Origin of the sequence: Paenibacillus sp. OSY-SE (genome assembly GCF_000283315.1) — a bacterium.
Taxonomy (GTDB): Bacteria; Bacillota; Bacilli; order Paenibacillales; family Paenibacillaceae; genus Paenibacillus_B; species Paenibacillus_B profundus.
The window spans coordinates 62,237-85,163 of the sequence record NZ_ALKF01000204.1 but is presented as its reverse complement, the minus strand read 5'-3'; the positions used below and the strand labels follow the sequence as shown (position 1 = coordinate 85,163).

The 22,927-nt window shown below is 46.5% G+C and carries 12 protein-coding genes; all 12 read right to left on the bottom strand.

The window, feature by feature from the left end; all coding sequences use genetic code 11:
* Positions 1–64: 64 nt before the first annotated feature.
* Entirely contained in the window at positions 65–4,018 is a 3,954-nt protein-coding gene (locus A372_RS0130290; RefSeq protein WP_019424699.1) for an Ig-like domain-containing protein, read from the bottom strand.
* A gap of 146 nt (positions 4,019–4,164) precedes the next feature.
* Positions 4,165–5,367 (bottom strand): methionine adenosyltransferase, encoded by a 1,203-nt coding sequence (metK, locus tag A372_RS0130285; RefSeq protein ID WP_019424698.1) that lies wholly within the window; start codon positions 5,365–5,367, stop codon positions 4,165–4,167.
* A gap of 158 nt (positions 5,368–5,525) precedes the next feature.
* Positions 5,526–5,789: an alpha/beta-type small acid-soluble spore protein gene (locus A372_RS0130280; RefSeq protein WP_019424697.1), complete on the bottom strand. Its 264-nt coding sequence runs from the start codon at positions 5,787–5,789 to the stop codon at positions 5,526–5,528.
* Positions 5,790–5,927: 138 nt separating this feature from the next.
* Positions 5,928–8,501 carry a hypothetical protein gene (locus tag A372_RS0130275; RefSeq protein WP_019424696.1) on the bottom strand — a complete coding sequence of 858 codons (2,574 nt, stop codon included), beginning with the start codon at positions 8,499–8,501 and terminating at the stop codon, positions 5,928–5,930.
* Between the two features lie 150 nt (positions 8,502–8,651).
* Positions 8,652–11,729 (bottom strand): Ig-like domain-containing protein, encoded by a 3,078-nt coding sequence (locus tag A372_RS0130270; RefSeq protein ID WP_019424695.1) that lies wholly within the window; start codon positions 11,727–11,729, stop codon positions 8,652–8,654.
* A gap of 611 nt (positions 11,730–12,340) precedes the next feature.
* Positions 12,341–15,982: an S-layer homology domain-containing protein gene (locus A372_RS0130265; protein ID WP_026011386.1), complete on the bottom strand. Its 3,642-nt coding sequence runs from the start codon at positions 15,980–15,982 to the stop codon at positions 12,341–12,343.
* Between the two features lie 155 nt (positions 15,983–16,137).
* The gene (locus A372_RS0130260) at positions 16,138–17,268 is read right to left on the bottom strand and encodes a glycosyltransferase family 4 protein (protein WP_019424693.1); all 1,131 of its coding nucleotides are present in this window, start codon (positions 17,266–17,268) and stop codon (positions 16,138–16,140) included.
* A gap of 115 nt (positions 17,269–17,383) precedes the next feature.
* A complete protein-coding gene (locus A372_RS0130255) occupies positions 17,384–18,145 on the bottom strand; it encodes a WecB/TagA/CpsF family glycosyltransferase (RefSeq protein WP_019424692.1) in 762 nt (253 codons plus the stop codon).
* 12 nt (positions 18,146–18,157) lie between these two features.
* On the bottom strand, positions 18,158–19,414 hold the full coding sequence (locus tag A372_RS0130250) for a polysaccharide pyruvyl transferase family protein (RefSeq protein WP_019424691.1): 1,257 nt from the start codon (positions 19,412–19,414) through the stop codon (positions 18,158–18,160).
* A complete protein-coding gene (locus A372_RS0130245; protein WP_019424690.1) occupies positions 19,390–21,396 on the bottom strand; it encodes a DUF5693 family protein in 2,007 nt (668 codons plus the stop codon). The genes A372_RS0130250 and A372_RS0130245 overlap by 25 nt, the downstream gene beginning before the upstream one ends.
* Before the next feature lie 218 nt (positions 21,397–21,614).
* On the bottom strand, positions 21,615–22,046 hold the full coding sequence (gene fabZ, locus A372_RS0130240; RefSeq protein ID WP_019424689.1) for a 3-hydroxyacyl-ACP dehydratase FabZ: 432 nt from the start codon (positions 22,044–22,046) through the stop codon (positions 21,615–21,617).
* A gap of 207 nt (positions 22,047–22,253) precedes the next feature.
* Positions 22,254–22,769, bottom strand: coding sequence for a CDP-alcohol phosphatidyltransferase family protein (locus tag A372_RS0130235; protein WP_019424688.1), 516 nt, complete (start codon positions 22,767–22,769; stop codon positions 22,254–22,256).
* Between the last annotated feature and the right edge of the window lie 158 nt (positions 22,770–22,927).

The window sequence follows — 22,927 nt, the reverse complement described above, 5'->3', positions numbered from 1 at the left end:
CAGATAGACAACGGATAGGGCTGAAATTAATAGTAAGAGAAATCTACTATATTGCTAAAAAATATTAGAACTCTAAAGTTATATAGTCAATTGTGCTTAAAAGACGTCTCAGCAGAACAGCCGCTTGCGCTCTCGTTGCCGATCCTTTTGGCTGGAACTTATCTTTCGATACACCTTGGATAAGACCAGCTTGTACGGCTTGAGCTACAGTCGGGGCGCCTAGGCTCGTAATTTGCTTGCTATCCTTGAACATGCTCAGCACGGTTGTCGAGGAGTTCGGCAGACGGTGACCGGCAGCTTGGGCAGCGCGCACCATCATGAGCGTAATCTGCTCACGAGTGATGCTATCGTCCGGCTTGAAGGTGCCATCTGGGAATCCGGTTATAATTCCGGCCTTCACAGCCGCTCCAACGTATGTTCCATCCAATGTCGAGCTGTTGATGTCCCGGAATCTCTTTGCCGACTCTTCACTCGGCTCCAATCCAAGTGCTCTTGAAATGGATACTGCAAATTCTTGACGTGTAATCGGCTTGTTTGGCTCGAACTTGGTGCTTCCTCGGCCATCCATAATCATTTTGGCGGTGAGCGCCGTCATATCGGCTTGTGCCCAATGCCCCGGAATATCAATATACACCTTGTTCCCAATCGCAAACACAGCCAGCATGCTCTGCTTCGCACGCACCTCAGCGACAGTGACTACACCGGAACGGGTTAGCTTCGTGGGTACATAGGACAATTGATTATCCTTTGCCTGATACTCCACAATGGCTGTTCTTCCCGCCGTCACAGAATCCGACGTTCTCATTTTAATAACTGCATCCATCTTCACTTCGGTCATACCGTTTAACTGGTTGCCGCCAGTATAACCGAATATCGTAAAGCGATGTCCTTGCACAAGGGCTGTCGATTGGGTACGGCCCAACGTATTTTGAATATTGGTCCCCTGCGACTGGGCAGGCTCTATTTCAATTAATAGCGATGAATTAGCAAGAGAGCCTTTAATGTTCTGCACCACTTGAATGATGCTGTCCCTGCTAATATTGATGCCGTACAAGGTATTCCCGTACTTGATTGCGAACATCACCGGATCTTTACTAATATAAGCCGAGTCGAACGCGCTCAACGGAACCGCCACGCGAGCTGCAGACTCGCTTGAAGGCACTTCGTACATCAACTGCTTATCAGTACCAGATGAGCTCGACAGGAACTGAAACGCCGTCTTCAGCTTGTTCTGGTCCAGTGTGTAGCGATTGACCACTTGACCGCTGCTCGTTCTATCCGAAGACTTCTGCGCCACGTCGTCTAATAACACGATCATGGAATCGATAAATGAAGTGTCCGTTGCCACTTTGACGAAGTTGGCGCCTGCCAACTCTTCCAGGCCGACTGAGACATTCATATTGCTGAACGTTTTAATTTCAACGCCCGATGTCGATTTTATCGGCTTAGAACTCGTATTGTAGGACACAGTCAGCGCGTCTGTCTGCGCTGGTGGATTCAAGAGCTCAATCGTAACCTTAGTGTCTTTTACCGTCACCTGTTTGACGGACAGCAGTTGATTCCCTGCTCGGACATAGAACTGACTGTAAGAGGACGCCTGCATGCTCTCCAGCTTCTTATTAAACGTTAACACGACAGAAGGTGAGCTCCATGTTGCCGACTGTACCACAGGCGTTTCACTGTCGGTGACGTTGCCAGCCTCAGCAAGGTTCACATTGGACGCCAAGTTGCCGTTCAAGTCGCGCAGCGCTGGGTATCCTCTTACATAGGACACGGTAACCGTATCACTCGTAGCCACGGCAGATTGCAATGTCAGCTCTACCCGGTTAGCTTTAATTTCCACCTTTGTTACATATCTAGGCTTATCGTTAACGAGAACTGAAAAATGGTTGTTCAGCGGAACGCTGTTCTTATCCAACGCTTTATTGTATATCAAGGTTAGCTTGTTGCTGATGACATTCGTTTCCGTCAACTCCGGCGGCTTCGTATCGTACGAGTTGCGTACGAATTCGCCTTCAAACGCTCCGATTTTGCTTCCGTTTCTATCCTCTAGCGGGTAGCTGCCCGGAGTGTAGCTTATTTTGACCACTTCACCATTTGATACCGTTCGGTTCATGGTCAGGTACAACACGTTGCCGCTGTTTGATATTTTATCGATACCGACCGAAGAGCCATCATACGTAACGGTAAATTGGCTGCCTGCATAAGAAGATACGTCTTTCAAATTATCAGTGAAGTAAATATACATTTTATCGCTATAGATCGATGCTTCACGGATTTTGGACAGGGACGAATCCACTTTATTTTCCACTACACGACTGCCGAACGAAGGCGCCGCATTGCCATACGTGTCGCGTACCATACGGAATCGTGCGGCATAACTGATTTTGACGTCCTGACCGACAGCGACCCCGCTTACGAGCGAAACGTATACGCTATTGCCCGATACTGAGGCGCTATTCACTTTCCGCTCCCCGTTGTTAACCGTAACCGTAAATTCACTAGACGATGGATTAACACTCGAATCCAGCGACTTGTTATAACGAATCTCAATCAGCGTGTTGCTATACATCTTGACACTTTCAACCGCCGGTGCAGTGCGGTCTGTGGCCGATGTTGAGAACGTCCAGTTAGACGCGCCAGCAAACTCATTGCCGGATGAATCTTTAACGGCCCCTCTGGCAATGTTGACCGTATAAACCATATTGTCCTGCAGTCTGGAAGCGGGTGTAATTCTCAGCTCTCTACCGGATGTAGAAACATTGATTTTTTCACTCGTCGTTTGATTTTGACGGCGAAGCTCCACACCCGTACCTGAATAGGCAATCGGTTTGTTGAATGTGGCAGTCAATGTCTTAGACGTAGATACCCCAGTACTGCCTACGTACGGATCATAAGATGAGATCGTCGGTGCTGATGTGTCTATAGTTTGAGCGCGGAAAGACCATGTATCTTCCTTCATTAAGTTGCCGGCCTGATCGCGGAATGCTCCCTCAGGCACGGTTACGGTATACGTGCGGTTCTGCTCAAAGGTGAGTGTGTTTACGGACTTGATTACTGCCGTGCCCCCGCCTACGATAGCTGACGTTACCGGAATACGCACATCCGGTTTGCCGTCTGACTTAACAAGAATGTCCCCTTTCCCTTGAAAGACAGGCTTATTAAATGTCATTTCTATCTTGGATTGCAACGGTGATACTGCATTTCGCTCAGGCACCCGGCTCTGAATAACAGGTGGTGTCGTATCCGCTCCGCGCTCCGTTTCGAAGTACCAACGGTCTGCCGACGTGAATCCTTCTACCGGAGTCCCTTCGGCATCTTTAAAAGATTCCGGATCAACCGTCACATAATAAGCAGTACCGGCTTCAAGAGACTCGTTCAACTGATAGCTGGCAACTAGACCTGTTGGATCAAGCGTGAAGCTCTTTGCCGGAATTGGGGCTAACACACTGTTATTACTATAACGAATAATACGAATGCTCCCCGTCCCAGCTTGTACCGGTTGCTTAAATGATATTTCCAGCTTTGGATTAACCGAAGCAACTCCCTGTTGGGGTAATACCCGTTCAATGCCAGGTTGCGGCTTTACGGTAAATGACCACTTCATGCCATTATAAAATTCGTTCGTGCCCTCACTGATGAAAAGCAGAGGATCTACCGATACTTCATAAGTGGCGCCTAGCTGCAAGGGCTGCAAGCCCTCTAATTGGTAGGTCTGCAAGTCGGTGGACACCACCTTGCCAATGCCGTTTCCTCCATCTTTATTGAATATTTGCTTGTTGCCCGTTCCTTGCTGCGTTACAGTCACATTTCCATTTACTATCTTTACATTTTGGTTAAATGTAAAACTGACAGCAGGGTTTGCCGAAACACCAGACTGTCCATTTGTCGGTGTCGTCGCGATAATTGCTAGTGCTGTATCATTTGCAGAAGTACTTGCTTCCGCAATGACTGGCCCCCATCCGAACGCTCCCAGGGTGAGAACGATTGCGAGCAGGGCGGAAAGCCATTTTTTCATGAAGAATGCTCCTTTCCTTCCGATAAGACAGTTCTACTCTATTTGTCGGCAAGAAGGGACCGTTTTTTTAGAAGAGATAGTTTAATCGGATAAAAACAAAATAGACCTCTCCTCGCATACTACGAGAAAAGGTCCATCATTACGCTTTATTTTACTCCAGCTTGCTCACGCAGCGAATCTGCTTTATCCGTACGTTCCCAAGGCAAATCAAGATCGTTGCGGCCGAAATGTCCGTATGCTGCCGTCTGCTTGTATATCGGACGACGCAGGTCGAGCATTTTAATGATTCCTGTTGGACGCAGGTCGAAGTTATTTTGAATGAGTTCCACTAATTTGTCTTGGTCCACCTTCCCTGTACCATACGTATCTACGCTGATGGATACCGGGTTTGCTACGCCAATAGCATAGGCCAATTGAATTTCGCATTTGTCGGCCAAGCCGGCAGCTACGATATTTTTCGCCACATAACGCGCTGCATAAGCTGCTGAACGGTCTACCTTCGTTGGATCCTTACCGGAGAATGCGCCGCCGCCGTGACGTGCATAACCGCCATAGGTATCCACGATGATTTTACGGCCTGTCAGACCGGCATCGCCTTGCGGTCCCCCGATAACGAAGCGTCCTGTCGGATTAATGAAATACTTCGTCTTCTCATCCAACCATTCACTTGGAACAACCGGTGTAATGACATGCTCTCTAATATCTTGTTGAATCTGTTCGAGCGAAGTATCTTCGGCATGTTGAGTAGATACTACAATTGTATCGACACGAACCGGTTTACCATCCATATATTCGATCGTCACTTGCGTCTTACCATCCGGACGGAGATAAGGCAATGTGCCGTCTTTACGCATTTCCGACAAGCGGCGCGCAATACGGTGAGACAGAGCAATTGGAAGCGGCATCAGTTCAGGTGTTTCATTTGTCGCAAAGCCGAACATTAAACCTTGGTCACCCGCACCAATGTTTTCTGTCTCTTGCTTCATATCTTCTGTGCGCGTTTCAATGGCTGCGTTAACCCCTTGCGCAATATCAGGAGACTGTTCGTTAAGCGAGGTCAACACCGCGCAGGTGTTATAGTCAAATCCATACTTCGCGCGCGTATAACCAATATCTTTAATGGTATTGCGTACGATAGACGGAATATCAACATAATCCGCTTTCGTGCTAATTTCTCCGATAACCAGAACCAAGCCTGTAGCTACGGATACTTCACACGCGACCCGAGCATACGGGTCATTGGCCAAAAAGGCGTCCAACACCGCGTCCGAAATTTGGTCGCATATTTTATCCGGGTGTCCTTCTGTAACGGACTCGGATGTGAACAAGTGGCGTCCTTTCAATGACATAGGACTCGACCTCCTAACCTTTAATATGCTCTCCCGCGAGCAGCCTAAACAAAAAAGTAACCTTTTCCACAATGGAAAAGGTTGTATACCAGCCTTCGAAAAATCATATTACTGTATTTGTCCGGTCCTGTCAATGAATCAAATGGAAGTTGGACTTCCTATTTTTTCTGCAAAGCCTGCATGACCAAGCGTTTCGTAATTTCACCGCCAACGGAACCGGCATCACGTGACGTCAGATGCCCCCAATCATCATTGTTGGTCGTCTGTTGCACTGGCATGCTGCCCAACTCCCCTGCAAATTCGGTATTCATGCCAATGTGCACACCATGCTGAGCGACCGGCAAGCCTAACTCGGCCGCAATTTCATATTTAAGACTGTATAAGGCATCTTTGCTCGCTGGAACTAACGTTTTTTTACTCACGATAAAGCTCCTCCTTCAGGTTTGCGTTCTTTAGGTATAGTGTGCCGCAGTCAGCCGGAACGACCCGAAGGAAATGTTGTGCCCCTTGCCAAAAACCCCCTCATTATAGAGGGGGTTAGTTGCACGCCGCGACGAAAATTAATCTGACGTACGAGCGTTTCTGATGTTATAGGCGCTGCCATAGCTTGCAAGCTTGACTTTCTCGCCTTGGAAAGAATCGTAGATGGAGACTTGATAACCGCCGTTTTGAATTCTCTCAAAGAGCGCATCGGAGAAGCTTGCCGTATAACTCAAGTTTTTCCCGACTTTAAATCCGCCATCTTTATCAATGTCTATTTCTTTCTCAAATCTGCGGTTGCTTGCATCCGTAATTTCCACTACAACTTTGTGACCATATTCGCCCATATCATACTGCATATCCTTCTTCAACTCATAGTTGAAGTCAATTTGCATGGCAGAATTGTTAATCGTTGCATAGAAATCGTTAATCGTTAACGTATACGGGAAGAAGTCCAAATTATCGAAGTACCGTTTGAGCGATGGTTGACCGATTTCTAAGTTCATCGCTACCGCGTTAACGTAACCGTCTGACTCTTCCTTCGGTGCCGTCAGCTTGTTCTCTTTAATGCCTTCACCCAATACGAGCTGCATATCTTTCGTATTGACAGAGCTTGGCAACTTAGCCCATGCCGTCACAACGTTCTTGCCTTCTGGACTGGTCGGCCGGTCGATCTGCGCGATAGTGGCTTTATAATAGCGCCCGTCTGATGTTCGATAGTAACCGACCATTTGCGACAACGTCGCTTGCAGCCCTTCGCGACTCTTCATTTCAAGATCCGTATAAACGATTTGATCGGAATTTCCAGCATACACCTTCGATTTCCGAGCCATAATCTCTGCCTTTCGGCCTTCCGTTTCAAGATTGAAGTAGGAACCATATTCAATTACAGGTAATTCTGGTAAACTACCAATATTAGTAAATTGAATAAGCTGTGCACTGTCGGACTCCCCAATTTTCTCAAGCAGAGCAATTTGAATCTGCGTGAAATCAAGGTTCGAAGGAAGCTTCGTAACAACGTACACATTTATCTCTTCTTTCGGACCGATGATAAGCGCACCATTAGAAGTCACGACTTGCGTTTTACCACCAGATTCTGCAGCATCAATTTTAAATACACCTTCAAGTGCAGGCAACTGGATTGATTTCGACTCTTTATTTCTAATTGTCATTTTGGCCGAAACGATATTTCCATCTGTCCAAGGCAAACGTTGGAGCGAATCAATCGTAATTCCTAAGTTTCCTTTGCTATGTTGAACGTTATACTCGCTGCCTGTTTTATTTTGCATTGACTGCAACTCAGGAACATTGTAAATACCTTCCGGATACTTAAATGCATTTGGAACAGTATCTTTCGCGTCTTTTTCTCCCGTATCCCCAGGCCGATTCATATGCAATTTTAATTGATTCGTACCGATATCTGTAGAGATTGATGCATTCAACGTAATTGGCCGCTTTTCCATTGGCTTCAACGTCAAGCTTTCCAACGACTTCGTTGGAATCGGAGTTGAAAAGCCTTTCGGGCCATGGAGCTCAAATCCATATTTTGGAACGGTTACTGGTTTGTTGGATAAGTTCTCGAACATAAATGTCAATGTAATGTCGTTCTGGAAATAGCTTTGGTTTACCCAACCCGTCGTTATTTTCGTGCTCACTTTTGCATCATTAATCGTAATGACTTTGTCTTTGTTGGCTGGTACACCTGAGTTTCCATCACTCGCTTTCGGAAGCGCAAATGTGCCGACAGCTAAATTGATTTTACCCGCCTCATTTTCTTTGGCTGGCGCTTGTTCCTGAAGCACTTGAAGTTCAAGCTTGTCAACATTTACACTTTTCGGAATGGTCGTCATAAAGTTCAATGTTTTCTTCTCTTCAGGTTGAAGCTTATAGTCTTTGCTGCTTCCATCTGGAACTAAAATATAGCTGCTGCCGTTAGTCGTCTTCACTGCATATTTGTAAGCAGGGTTCTCCAGCATTTTAACACCGGCATTTAGCACATTGACAGCTACGTTAACATAGTGATATTCATCAGAAGGAAAAACATTAACCCGATCAACGCTAGTCTTAATCGGAACATCATTCATCCGTACCGTGCGAGTTCCTCCAGAAACGGTTGAAGTTGTTATACCGGTTGGAATTTGGAACGATCCTATACGATTTTCAAAATTAGATCGGCTAAAATCCCATTTAATGATGTCATAATTCAAATCGTGAACCGTTAAATGTTTAGCCACTTTTGCATAGTATGTAACACTTAGCTGTGATTGAGCCGGAATGACCTTCTTATCTTTGTCGGCATCTGTCAAATTGCTGGAGTAAACAGTGCCGCTCTTCGTGCGTACCTTGGTCCAATAATCAATAAGGGGAATACTCCGAGCTTCATTGTTCGTGTACGTCAGCGTATATGACAATACATTGCTTTCATCCTGCCGATACATGTTTACATCGGTTAATTTCACGGAACTTTTGCCTGTAAGTTTGATTGAACTCAACTTGTCCAAAGTTTTCACGACAGGTGTCTTGGTTGTTGTCTTTGTTTGAGTCTGTTTGTCGGAGGCCTTTGGAGCTGCCTGAACTTCTGGAGCTACGACTGTGAATGTGCCTAAGGCTAAAGACAGCGAAAGTACGGCCGCTATCGTTTTTTTCTTATTCAATCTGCTTCCTCCTATATCGAAAGTTTCTTCTATGTATTATAACGCTTGGGGGAAGGCGAAAGTTTCGCTTTTCGCGCGATTTGCTGGGTTACATTGTTGTAAGCTTTGTATAAAAAAAGAAAGCCCCGAAGGGCTTTCTTTAAGCTGCTATTACTCAGCTTTAAATGTTGTTGTTGCTGTGAAACCTTGCAAAGTAAGGTCTCCAAGCTTGAAGTATTCGAGAACTTTGTTTGTCTCGTCACTCATGGAAAGAGTTACAATATCATCTTTTTCAAGAATTGCTTTGTTTTCCAACGTGAATCTAACGACCAATTTACGGATACCGTCAGTATCAATGATGGAGTTCGCTGAAACCTTTTCTGCTTTTTTCTCTTTGTTGTCGTTAACTGTTACAGTAAATGGAGCAACTGCTTCTGTTTCGTTATATTTACTGTTGAGTACAATCTCATCATTCAAGCGGATTTTCGCTTCATAAGTTGCACCAGTAGCAGTGACAGTTAGAGAACCTCTGTTAACTTCTGGTCTTACATTGGTATTATTGATAAGCTTACCAACGTTTTTGCCATCTTCCACAGTTGGTTGAATGCGTACATTCAAAATGTCGGAAGTTGTAGCACCTTCAGCAATGTGCAGTTTTGCTTGGTTCAAATTAGTTGGCAGGATATAACCGCTACCTTCGAATTTCAGTGTAAGAAGGGTACCATCATTACTTAATTCGTAGTTGCTAGCAGGATATTTCCCTTTATTATCAATCGAAACCCAGAAATCATCCAAATTCACATTGCTGATTTTGCCGAGGAATTCAACAGTAACTTCCTCGCGGGAAACAGCCTTAATTTCCCCAAGAGCAATCTTATCGGAGAATTTCTCCTTTGTTTTACCTGTATATTCCAATGTGTAAGGGTTGTTTGGCAAGTCGCCTTTTACGTAATCCCCATTGGAATCTTTAACTTGGAATACATTCAAAGTGTTGATATCATCTGCACCTTTTTTGAATCCAAGTTTTCCGTTTTTCGCAGTGATGCGAACAGTATCGCCATTTACCATAGCAATAGTATGGTCAGTGACAGCCTTGCCATTCAGGAGATATTTCTCCTTAGCCAATACGCCGCCTTCGCCATCTGTTTTCATTGTGCTCTTGAATTGAACATAGATAGATTCTTCCGAACCATTTTCTGTGAACCAAGAACGAACGATACCAGATTTGGCTGTTTGCTTCGCTGTAAATGTTTGCGAATATGGCGCCATTGTATTTTGCAAGGCAGCAGTGTCACGAACACCTGCTACTTCCAAAATATAGTCTGTTTCGTTAGACAATTTTGCGTTCAGGTTGATTGTAACTTTGTTGTCGTCAGAGCTATAAGATGGTTTTGCAAATGGATGTCCGTCTGCATCTACACCAGAGAAATCTTTCAAGACTTTACCGTCTCTGTCTTTCAATGTGTAGTTTCTCACGTTTTCTGCGGATTCTTTATCCAGTTTTTTGTTGAATTCAACAACCAATTGATGATTGTTCAATTTACCAACTTCTTTTACTTCCATCTTCACAACTTCAGGACGTGTTGTATCCAATGTAGGGTTCACTTTCACTTCGCGGTCAGCTTTGTTGCCGCTGTAGTCAGTTACGCCTTTAACATAGACAGTGTTGTCTCCGTTGTACATTTGGTTGTTGAAAGTAACTTTCACTTTGTTATCCTTGTAAGTGATCTTACCTGTGTTACCGGATACGTTGTGATATACTTTCTCGATCGATTTAACTGTTTCGTTAAATTCAATCTCAAGTTCTTTCAAATCGTTAGTCTTTGCAGATACGATTTCAGGAGCAGCTGTATCTTCTGCTACTGTAAATTCTTTGTCAACAGGAACACTCTTCAGACCAGAGAAGTCTGTGATGTTGCTTACGCTCAATTTGTGGTCGCCAACGGACAAGTCTTTCTTGACGATTACTACATTTGGATACATGTAGTCAACGCTGCCCGCTACCATGTTGCCATCAACTTTGTAGTTGCTGGATGCAACTGCGTCACCACGTTTTACCGGCTCGGAGAAGACAACTTTGAATGCTTTCGTACCCAAGCCGACAACTTCTTTAACTTCTGGTGTTTTCACGTCAACTGGCGTGAATTTTATTTTTTCGCTGAACGTTTTGGAACCATCTTCGTTGCGAACGTTCTTCACTTTTACTTCTGTTTCTTTTTGGTTTTCCATAACAGAACCGTTTTCTTCAAGCAAGATTTCAACGGAACGTTTGTCGCTAGACAATGTTACGCTATCAATCTTCATGTCTTTCACTTCGTAGTTGTTTTTGTTTTCTGCTGTCTTTTGTTCAACAGAACCGTCAAATGTAACAACTACTTCTTTCAAGTTTTCAGCTGTAACGGACTCGATTTTTTGAGCCGATGTTACAACGCGAGTAACTTTGTGAGTATACTCTTTGTTTTTGTAAGTGAATTTCACTTCAGTCTCTTTGTTAGATTCGAGATCTTTTTCCAAAGTTACTTTAACAACTTCTTTGTCGCTCATTGTGAATTCAACAGTTTTGCTGTCGATTACTTTGTAGGACTCAACTTTTGGTCCTTTCAGAGCTTCGTCAGCTGCAAAAGATGCTTCTACCAATTGAGTGCGAGTTGCGTTCGCTTTAGGGTTTGCATCCTTGGAGATCAAACCAGCGTCAACAGCTGCTTGGAAATATTCTTTTGCCCATACAGAAGCATTGTTTTGAGCGTCTTTAGGAAGTTCCAACTTCAACGCTTCAACCAATACTTTTGCTACTTCTTCAACAGTGATTTTACCGTTAAAGTCGAACAATTTCTTTTCCAGGTCTTTACCTTGCATCAGGTTTTCAGCAGTAACTGCTTCGATGTAAGGAGCTGCCCAGTTGGAAGCACCATAGTTCTTATCTTTGTAAGAGTACACGCCGTGTACTTCTTTCAGATCGAGCAATTTAACGATGACTTTAGCGAACTCGCCACGAGTCATTTCTTTGTCAAGACCAGCTGTTCCGTCTGGATAGCCGTTAAATACACCTTGTTGTTTCAATGCGTCGAATTTTTCTTGTGTCGTCTTAGCTGCGTCAGCACCGAATGCTACGTTAGCGAACATGGAGAACGCCATAGCAACGGAAAGCAGCAGGGCCAATCTTTTCTTCATAACCTTTTTTTCTCCTCCTCTAAATTGCTTCGTTTGTTGAGAATATTGCGTAGAAGTTTGATAGCTCATTTCCCTCATTCGCCGATTCACCCCCTTCCCAGAGTAAGAGCGAAATGTATTCAAAAAAGAAGTCTGTAACACAAGGACATGCCACAGAAACTAGTAATCAAAATAAGAACAGATGAGAATAAATAGAAATACTCATACCACTCTAGACATTATACAATGACAAACGCCTAGCGTAAAGCATATTTTTGTGAAATACAGGGAACAATAAAGAATTTAACCACTGTTTTCGACTTCATCATATTAAACGCACCACTTCGCAAAAAGTTGCGCTCTCGGTGAAAAAATAAAATTATTTTTTCGCAGATTCCATCATAACCACAAAAACATTGCATGTACACAAGCATTTGCTTGCTTCTGCTATACATTTTGCTATACCATCGGACATCGTTTATGTATGCATCAGCGACTACGATCCATAGTATAGCTTCCCTGCTGTATTCCGTCACGCACTAATGTTTACCAGCCCGTTACAGTAAATCCACCATTATGGATTTCATACATCCCCTCTCAGTATTGGGAATGAGCAGGCGGCATGTGAAGAAGAGCCGAGTCACAGATCGGCTCTTCTCTTCAATACCCGCACCATACAAAAGTAAAACAAGCAAATCAACGATTTTTGATTATTTTTTTAATTTGGTAAGAATACGCTCACCCATCACAGCCGCATCCGCTCTCGTCAGAGGTGATCTCGGATCGAAACGATAGGTCGGTTTCTTCTGACCTTCCTGCAGTTCATTCGGAATGCCGGCAATAATGCCTGCCTTCGATACCGCAGATACAGGACTTATACTATAGTAATCAATCGTGTTGGCATCTGTGAATGACTTCTGCATCTTCGCCTGTTCCTTCTCAGTCTCGCCAAGCTTCAAGTTCATCGCACGGGCAATCATGGCTGCAGCCTCTTGTCTTGTCAACTCACCGTTCGGCATGAACAAGCGCGGCGCCAGTCCGCGAACTATCCCTTTGCGGGCTGCAGTCTCAATATAGCGATAATCCCACAGCAAATCTGGTATTTCATAGTTCAATACGTCATCGAACGTCAGGTTGTCCGCATCGTAATCCAGCGGAATGTTCAGCATCTTCACGAGCATCGTTGCGAATTCACCACGCGTAATATTGTCATACACGCCGAATTCGTTCAAATTCTTCGCTTTCATAAAGCCGCGCGAGAGCATGAGCTCCAAGCTCGGACGAGCGTAACGGTGCGAAATGATGTCGTCATAGCTGAATCGCACACTGAATACTCCGTAATATCCGAATCCGTCAAACGGCGCGGTAATTGTCTTTTTCTTCGTATCCAGCTTGCCGCCAACATTCTCCCACAGCTTATTCGTGTTGTTCCAGCGCCAGATGCCTACATTGCGAGCTTGCTCATTTACAATGTTAGGGTCATACTTCAAAGTAATTGTTCCACGATGCGTCGGCTCGAGCCACATCCGGTCTCCACGCTCATAGAATTTTTTCGCTTCATCATAAGGATGTGTCGCGCTAGCCAGCTTAAAGTCCTGATTCAGGACGCTGTCTTCTGAGTTGAAGTATCCTGCGTCAATCCAATACAATTGGGAACCAAGTCCAAAATGAGATTTAGGCAACAGCACGCTGCGTGCAAACTCATCTGGATCGATTCGTCTCATGACACCATCCAGGAACTCATCACTTCCACCGATTATCGGCTTACGGACACCGACTTGGTTCTCGCGAGTGATCGTTCTGCCATCATCCGGATCAGAAATACCGAACAGCAAGCTTTGCTTATCGAACAATTGTATTTCCTTCGGTGTTTGTCCCGGGCGCGGGTTCATGTCGCGCAGCATCGTGCCTTTAGGCAGCTGCAGCACCAAATTGCCTCCAAATACGGACAGCTTCCCGTTCTTGCCGATGGACGTCTTGTATTGAGCGCCAGGGAGCGCCGCATTGGCATAATTCACTTCAAAGTTGCCATTAATTTTTTGTTTTCCCTGCATGACCGTAAATTTAATCGTGTTTTTACCGTTCTTCAACGTCACTTCGCCACGGAAAATATCTTCCTCGCCTTTGACCAGCTCTTGCTTCCCGATAAGCACCTTATCCGCGCCTTCCGCACGAATACTTACCTTCAGGAAGTTCTGATTCACGACGCTTTCTTCCGGAAGCTTCGGCGACAGCAATTCAAACGTATTCTGCTCGCGTGTAATCTCTAACGTCTGACGTGCAGTAGTAACGCCTTTGCGTGCCTCAATCGTCACGTTCTTCTTACCTGACTTCGGTAATTCCAATCCATGCATTAAGAACAGATAGGAGCCTGTTGTAACGTTTTGCTCTTTAAACATGATAGAAGGCTTCGTATTCGGACTGCCATTGATGAAATCCTTCTCTTCGAGCGTCGTTAAGAGCTTCCCGTCGATATAGATGTTCATGCCCGTCGCATTTTGCACTTCAAGCCATACATCAGCAGTGCGTTCTTTTGTTACATATTGGAAATCTTTTGTTAATTTGAACTTCTGTTCCGTGTCTTCCTTGTTCGGATTGGTCGGATCCGTCGCTTCTGGCACCGGATAGATCTTCACAATCGCAGGGACATCCTTCGAAAAGAAGAAAATCGTAATGGTGTAACTAATCGGAACTCCGTTAGCCACCCCATCAATCGTAATCTTGTTCGGTCCCGCAACAAGGTCGCCACCCAACGGATGGTCAAACTCCCCATTACCTGCATTGATGCCTGACAACTTCTCTTTCTTTCCATTAAAGGTAATATACGTTTGATCCATTTCAGACGTGTTTTGAAGGTTGAAGTTAACTAGACGCCCTTGAATGTTCGGGAGTCCCTTCGCATTATCGAACGTTTTGCCGTCGAACACGTTGGTCAACTTAATGTAAGGACCTGGCGCGTAGTTCACCTTGATTTCGTATACTTCGCCACCCACATCAATTTTAAAAGTCTGATCGCCAGCAGGCAAAGCATCGATGCGGATAACCGGCTCGCTGTTGATGGTCGTCAATCCAGTCACAGCCTGGAAGGTAGGGTTTTTAACTTCATTGCCGTTCTGCCAATCCGTTATCGTAATCGATTGACTGCTAAAATTGTTCAGCTGCAGCTTCAAATAGAGCGGCATTTCAAAGATTGTGCTATTTTGTGCGAACGTTGCTTCTGCTCCGAACGTCACTCCGCCTCCGCTTTCTTGCGGATTGAACAACTGCTTCACGTCCACGATTTCCGCGGCGCTGCTGTCTCTTATAATGAAGAAATTGTTGAATACATTCGTCTTGCCGTCAAACGTAACCGTCAGCTTGAGCGAATGTTTGCCCGTTGCAGAGGTGTTGACCGAGCCATCTGTTATATATTCATAAATGATATAGGACGAGCTCTCGTCAACTTTTGTAATCGTCGTACCGCTTTTTTCATCAAGCAGAGGATTAGGATCCCCCTCTTTCGTTACGAGGATTTCCATTGTCGGATCGTTCGGCGTTGTACTTTGCTGCGACTTAGGGACGATAAACTTTCCTTTAACGACACCGCCCACCGGACCCGTCACATAGTGATTCGACGTATGATCAATCGCTTTGTCCCCGATGAAGGTATCAAAGCCTGTCAAAATGCCGTTGAACGAAATTACCTGACGCGTAATCGTGTAGGTCAAGTTGCCGTTCGTCGCCACAATGATAATATCATTCAAGCCTGGTTGAAGCTTAATGCCAGATGAGACGAAGACACCTGCACCACCATTGAACATCTGGCGGCCATTTACAGATACTTCAGAGGCATTTGGCGCCTTCAAGGACAGACCTGCCGTATCGCTCTTCACAATGAGCGGCGCGCCCGATTCCAGAGCACGTCCGTCTGACAGCTTAATATCGGAAATGGCCGGCACGTTGCTGAATTCAACGAAAGCGCTGGCTTCAACTGTATTACCGTTCGGCCCCAGCCCCGTAACCGTCACAATGTTTAATCCCGTCCGCAAAGGAACCGCGCGGAATACGAATGAATTGCCTGTAATAGTCGGCTTTACATCCGTTCCATACGTTGTATGAACAACCTTTCCGTCCACTTCTAATTCAACTTTGTAACCAATCGAGCTTGAAGATACTCCATTAAACGTACCTTTCACTTCAATATTTTCCGTGTTTACCTGAGTTGGATGATCCTTTACTGTGCTCAGATTAGAAAAGTGAAAATATCTTGCTCCCTCTTGATCGTCTGCCGCCTTTACGATACCCAGCGGTATTCCCGTGGACATCAAGGCAACGACCAGCAACATGCAAAGGGGTTTTAACCACGCACGCATTGTATCGCCTCCATTATGCCTTATTCAACCCAATATAATCATATAGACATGTTATCGGCTTCGAGCTGCCCAAATTTAAGAGATACGTCAATAATGGAAACAAAAAAAAGCTTGCTCTCACATTAGGAGAACAAGCTTCATATAAAAGTTTTGTGTTACTTCGTGCGTGAATCCGCATGCGCCTTCACGCGCAGGCGATGAAGCATATTGAGCATCGGACGCTTCGTCTTGCTGACGATACCGATGACTTCAGCTCCAAGCTGCAGTGAGATGAGCAGGATGCAGATGACGACGAAGGTGACCCAATTCGCATCATGCGATGCCGCGAACGATTGGATAATGGCAAGCATCCCGAAAAATGCGGCAATGCCGTAAATGATAAGCACCGTCTTCCGGTGGCTGAATCCTAACTCGCGCAGACAATGATGCAAATGCCCCTTGTCTGGAGCGAAAATCGGCTTCTTCTGCAACCAACGGCGGATGATCGCGAAGAAGGTGTCCGATAAAGGCACGCCGATAATAAGAAGCGGCGTTATGAATGAGACGATCGCAATTTGCTTGAAGCCGAGCATGGACAATACCGCCAAGCTGAAGCCCAAAAATAGCGAGCCCGTATCACCCATAAAAATTTTAGCCGGATGAAAGTTAAAGAATAGAAATCCGACAATGCTGCCAAGCAGAATTGCACAAAGTAGAATGACAGCCGGATTTCCCATAAAGACGGCCATGACCATAATCGTCGCAATCGAGATACCGGATACCCCAGCCGCCAATCCGTCGAGTCCGTCAATCAAATTGATGGCGTTCGTCACACCGACAATCCAGAAAATCGTCAACGGAATCGCAATCCACGATTCAATTGACCAATATTTATCACCAAAAGGCACATTTACGAAGTTCACAGTTAAATCAAATCCGAACACGACCACACATGCAGCGATAATCTGACCGACCAGCTTCACCTTAGCCGATAATTCAAAGCGATCGTCCAACGCCCCCACGAGTACGATGATCGAACCCCCGGCGAGCAATGCTTTAACCAGATTGCCATCACGTGCAGAACCGAACAAGGTGTCAGGAATAAATGGCATAAGTGCAAGCAGCGTCAAAACAAAGGCCGCATAAATGCCAAGCCCGCCCATTCGCGGCATAATGCGTGTATGGACTTTACGCGCATTCGGAACGTCAACCGCTCCGACCTTAATCGCAAACTTCTTAACTAACGGCGTTAATCCGGTGGCCAACAGCAATGCTATCAATCCACCTACTACATATACGGTTATCATCGGTTGTTCTCAACCCCCATTTATGTTACCGGATTGAATTATACTCCGTTCATAATGGAAACACCAACGCTGTATCGATAAGGATTCTTACGAAAATGAAAGATTGGACGACATTTCAATGGGCTTTTGTCACCTTTTCTTTATCCCGCATCACTTTCCATGCAAATATCGGCAGGACCAGCATTCGTTTAAAACGCTTAGGCTCCGTCACCAAACGGTACAACCATTCGATGCGCAGCTTCTGCGTCCATTTAGGAGCGCGCTTTGTTCTGCCTGACAGGATATCAAAGCTTCCGCCCACGCCCATCATGAGGGGAACTCGAAGCTGATGGCGATATTTCGCAATCCAAGGCTCCTGCGTGTCCGCCCCGCGTGCGACGAACAATATATGCGGGTTCGCTTCCTGAACCTGACGGACGACATCCTCATCCTCCGCTTCACCGAAGAAACCGTCGCGAGCTCCGACAATCTCGACAGCCGGATATTGTTGATGTAACCGTTCCGCTGCGGCTTGAACCACTTCGGGCGCAGCCCCAAGCAAAAATACTTTCCAGCGACGGCCTTCTCCGAACTTCATTAATTCATGCAGCATGTCAAACCCCGTCACGCGTTCAGCCACCGGATTGCCTACGTAATTAGCGGCCCAGACTACGCCCGTTCCATCCGGCACGATCAAATCGGCTTGCTTCATAATGCTCATGAACTTATCATTCTCCAACGCAGCCATGACCATAATGGGATTCGCTGTAATGACCTGCAGCGATTGCTGTCCGCTATCTATTGAATCGGTTAACATTTGAACCGTGTCGCGCATATTTAATTTGGAAAAAGGGATGCCGTATATAGAGACGGTCGGCACATCCACCACTTTTTTCATGTCGCTACCACCTTATTTCTTATGACGCAGCCATGCTGCAACCTGTTGCGCGGGTTGTTCCGCCTCTTGCTTCAATGCGGAAATGGCCTGATGATGCGCAGTTCGCCATGCTTCCACATTTTCGAGTGAATGCAATATCGCATCGGCTGCCGCAGAAGCATCTAATCTGGCTGTGGAGCCGATTGCTGTCAGATTAAGCCGATGAAGAAATTGGTCGATCTTTGGGTCATACGATATACCCAGCATCGGAATTTCCTGTGACGCGGCATAAATGAGCGAATGCAGACGCATGCCGACAAGCACGCGGCATTGACTTACTTCACGCAGCATCGCTTGCGGGTGCTCGAGAGCCGGACATAGGCTCATTACGGATGAATCAGTTATAGCAGATGCGTAAGAATGAACTTCGTCCCCCATGTCACCTTCGACCGTATTCTCGTCGCTAGCGCCAGACATATCGCCATTCCATAGCTTTACCTCGTCCTTTAAGCTCTCCATCACGAAGCGTGAAGCTTCTTCATCCGCCTGTCCATGGAATGGCAGAAACCGCAGATGAACCGTTTGAGCGCGGCAAACCCGCTTCAACATATCCGCGATAGCTGTCATATCCGTACGGTCCTCATTCCAGAAGCGAAGCGATACGCCGACATACGGACGCCCGGCTTCATCAAATCCTTGTGCCGCACCAACAGGCAGCATAGCATGAGCGGAAGCATCACCAGATTCCGCCTCGGGAAGGCGAAGCCCCATGACCGGGTCCGGAACTACGTGCATGCGCTCCCTCTGCAGACCCATTCGAGTCAACAACTCGGCCGACTCGTTATCGCGTACCGAGATATATGCGCTGCGGTTAAACACATGGCGGATATAAGGATAGAACGATTCCCGCTGAACAGGGCCGACGCCTTGCGCATAAATAAAAGTTGGCTTGCGGAACCATTGTGCCAGCTTCAGCACCGCCAAATAATACGGAATCGTCTTCGAGCTCGTCGCATCTTGGAGCAAGCTGCCGCCACCGCTAATCAAGCCGTCACAGCTGCGAATCGCCCCCAGCAGATCGCCTGGCTTCATACGGTGAACCGCGCGCACCCCATACAACCGGGTGGTGGTGGCCGGATCGCCAGAGAGCACAATCGGCTCAAGCTTCATGCCGGCTTGCTCTCCCGCACGCTCCAACGCGGTGAGGATGGACAGGAGCACTGCCTCATCCCCGCTGTTATTGAATCCGTAATAGCCGGATAAAGCTATCCTTGTAACTTCGGACGCCATGCATCCCAACACCTTTCAATGATAGTCCATACGAAGATGCCGATAATTCCAATGACCAGTCCAAGGCCGAGACCGAGCAGCGTCCGAATAGCCGAAATGACGACAGGCGTATGGATATGAGCAAACGTATCTACCATGGACAGCTGCCCCATCGCAGCCACGATGAACGCAAATACGGCGAACCGATAACGGAAAGCGACAAATGCCGCGACGATAAATAACGGGTGCGCCATCAAAAACTCTTTGTTCCGCGGGCGAACGCCGAATGTATTTTCCAGCAGCGATCGGAACGACAATTCAAAAGATGATACGTTGCCGGCGTTGCCTGTGCGGGACAGATAGTACATCCCGACAACACCAACGACTCCCAAGGCAACAACCCATAACACGGTAATCGGCATTTTCAACCAACGGCCCGCTTCCTTGAATACGGAATCGCCACGGTATAAGAATACGTACAGTGCAGTAAGCGCTAGCGGCACGAAGTGCAGCAGACTGACTCCGCGGAATTGGTTCAGCACCAAGCTGTACGTAATATTGTTCAACAATGCAATCACTAATGGCACAGATATAAGTGATAGTACCGTCGTCCGTACAAACAGCGCGATTGATTTGTTAAATCGAGCGCCGAACGCTGTGACTGGAGGATTCAGATCAACCCGGCGAACGGCCAATATCATCGCAATCGTCGGCCCGCTAATCGATACGCCGAGCGCCAGCGCTTGCTCGAAAAATGTCGGCTTCAGGACAAATAAACCTGCACTTCCGACAAGACCGATAAGGAACACCGGAAGCATAATATACGGCACAAAGAAAGAGATCATCAGCGCAATAAGCGCAACCCCGCCCACAACAACAACCATCTTCGCATAGCGTTGCCATGAAGAGTCGACAATATCAAACGGCACCGCTTGTCCCATCGTGAAGCCGTTCGCTTCAATGGAAGCAATGGCTTTGCCTGGCTCCTTCAGCGTGTGGAGAATGTTGTCGATAGAGTGCACGATTTCCGCTTTGGTCGTTGCTTTTTTGACCGACGCGTTCAAGTAAATCATGCGGATGTTGCGGTCCTTCGTTGCAAGTGTAAACCGGTCCGCCAGCACTTCCGGTTCATTGAACGACTCCTGACCATTGATGGAATGCAAGCGCGCCACATTGTATTTGGTCAAATAAGCGAGCTTATTCATCCCTTTCTGCGGAGCTTTCAACCCTTCAATTGCAGCAAAGCCGATATCATATTTGTTCAACAGCTCGGCAAAGGCGGTCAGGCTCTTCTTCTCTGCGTCGTCATTGAATCCTTTGACGGATTCGCCGTCGAATACGATTCGTTTGACGCCAATCGCTGCATAACCACGCAGCAACTCGTCCATCTCCGCCTGATTGTATTCCGACGAGTCGGACAGGCGCGGGACGATATGGAAGCCCTTCGCTACCAGCTGTTCTACCGCGACAGGATCCTGCGGCATCATCTTTATCACCGCATTCTCAATCGGCGTCTCCAAGATTAAGCCGTTCTTCCCATCGAATTGCCATAGGCGAACCTGAATACCCAAATTCATGAACGTCTTCTCAATTATCGGTGATAACCGCTCTTCATTGGAAGTGGACGTGAATAACAGATATGTATAGTTCTCATCCCCAGTAAGGAGCTTGCCTTGCAGCATCGCGGCATCCTGGGAATTGTACAGCATCACGCGACGAGAAGATTTCAATTCCGTCAGCGTACTTTCGAACATGGCCATAGACTGCACGCCAGCCTCTTTCAACCGTTCCAATTGTTCGTCAATGAACGCTGCCGGATTCGGCTTGTAGGCGGAAATGTCCACTAAATCGCGATAGTTGAACACCATCTCGACTTGATTGGCCGTATGTTCGGTTTGCACACGCTGAACCACGACAGGCGTGGCAGCAACTAACCCAACGATGACAAGCAGCCACAGCCACTTCTTCATGCGCCGGTTCCAATTTTCCAACTGTTGAAGCAATTGTTTCCCTCCTTAAACCAATACGAATGCCATACGCAATGGCATGTTCTTCGAGCGCTTCCGAGTCTTTTCGACATCGACGGCGCATAGACCTCCCCCGTTATTCCACAAAAGAACGAATCACCTATAAGGCAATCTTCCTCTTTGCTGACGTCGTATCCTTTAGAATAACCGAACGAGGTCTTTTCTTTGCATACCTGTTCACAATGAATGGCAATCTATTTGCGATCTGATAACGCAAACATCAATTCGCCTTCGGCAACGACTTGTTCGCCAACTTTCGCAACGGCCTGTCCTTTGCCGATGCTTCCTTTAAGACGCGTAATTTCTACAGATAACGTCAACGTGTCTCCTGGCACAACTTGTCCGCGGAAACGGAAGTTGTCGATACCCGCGAAGAAGGCAAGTCTCCCTTGGTTCTGCTCCATCTTCAAAATGGCAACCGCTCCAACTTGAGCAAGGGCTTCAACGATTAGCACACCTGGCATCACCGGGTATCCCGGGAAATGGCCAGCGAAATGAGGCTCGTTCATCGTTACATTTTTGATCCCGACAGCCCGCTTGCCCTCCTCTACTTCAATAATGCGGTCGACAAGAAGAAACGGATAGCGATGTGGAATAATCTCTTGAATTTGTTCGATATTCAGCATAGTTCATTCTCCTTTCTTCTAATTTCCTCTTAATTTTTCTCTAATTTGAATAAAATAGTACCGATGCGCCAACACTAAGAGCATCCTTCATGACTGCAGGCGTGAAGGTTGAGATAAGGAGCTTCCCAAGCGGCGAGGCGCTGGACGGGAAGCTCCTTTTGCCTATTCTCTATCGTCGTTCTCGCTTTGTCTCCCTTGGCGCAATGCTCAGGCTTCCATCTTTCGGTTCAAGCGGACGAACAGGGCGACGTACATCAACGAGGTCAGGAATGAAAAAATAATGACGGCCCACAGCAGCTCGATCGCATAAGGCCACTGAAAATATACGAATAATATTGCAATATAATAGAAGACCGTCGTTAGTTTGCCCATCCAGTTTGCAGGCACCGTCTTTTTCCCTTTAAAATGAAAAAGCGCAGATCCAATAATCATCCCTGCATCGCGCACTAGCATCGCAATAGCAGCCGTCCATGGCAAATCTCCTGCCCAGAGCAGAGACAGCATGACAGTCAACATCATCAACTTGTCCGCTAACGGATCCAGCATCATGCCGACAGTCGTCACCATATTGTGCTTGCGTGCGATATATCCGTCCAAAATGTCGGTCAATCCGGCCAACAGCCAGATGCCAAACGCGGCGTACCGCTCACCGAAGAAGAACAAAGCCACATAGACGGGGATTAGAAGAAATCGAACCATCGTCAGCATATTCGGTAAATTCAACCCTAAAACCCCCAGTAACCCCCATTTTCAATGTTCCTCCAACTCATTATACATGGCCCAAATAAAAAATAAAACTGTCGCCCCGTAACCTAAACACGAAATCTAAAGACGATGCGAAGCGCCTGCAACCTCATCCTCCATGAACTATCAAACAAAAA

Excerpts from the sequence above, each read along its gene's own strand:
- fabZ (WP_019424689.1), bottom strand. The coding sequence starts at position 22,046 with ATGCTGAATATCGAACAAATTCAAGAGATTATTCCACATCGCTATCCG.
- A372_RS0130265 (WP_026011386.1), bottom strand. The coding sequence starts at position 15,982 with ATGCGTGCGTGGTTAAAACCCCTTTGCATGTTGCTGGTCGTTGCCTTG.
- A372_RS0130255 (WP_019424692.1), bottom strand. The coding sequence starts at position 18,145 with ATGAAAAAAGTGGTGGATGTGCCGACCGTCTCTATATACGGCATCCCT.
- A372_RS0130270 (WP_019424695.1), bottom strand. The coding sequence starts at position 11,729 with ATGAGGGAAATGAGCTATCAAACTTCTACGCAATATTCTCAACAAACG.
- A372_RS0130250 (WP_019424691.1), bottom strand. The coding sequence starts at position 19,414 with ATGGCGTCCGAAGTTACAAGGATAGCTTTATCCGGCTATTACGGATTC.
- metK (WP_019424698.1), bottom strand. The coding sequence starts at position 5,367 with ATGTCATTGAAAGGACGCCACTTGTTCACATCCGAGTCCGTTACAGAA.
- A372_RS0130260 (WP_019424693.1), bottom strand. The coding sequence starts at position 17,268 with ATGATAACCGTATATGTAGTAGGTGGATTGATAGCATTGCTGTTGGCC.
- A372_RS0130290 (WP_019424699.1), bottom strand. The coding sequence starts at position 4,018 with ATGAAAAAATGGCTTTCCGCCCTGCTCGCAATCGTTCTCACCCTGGGA.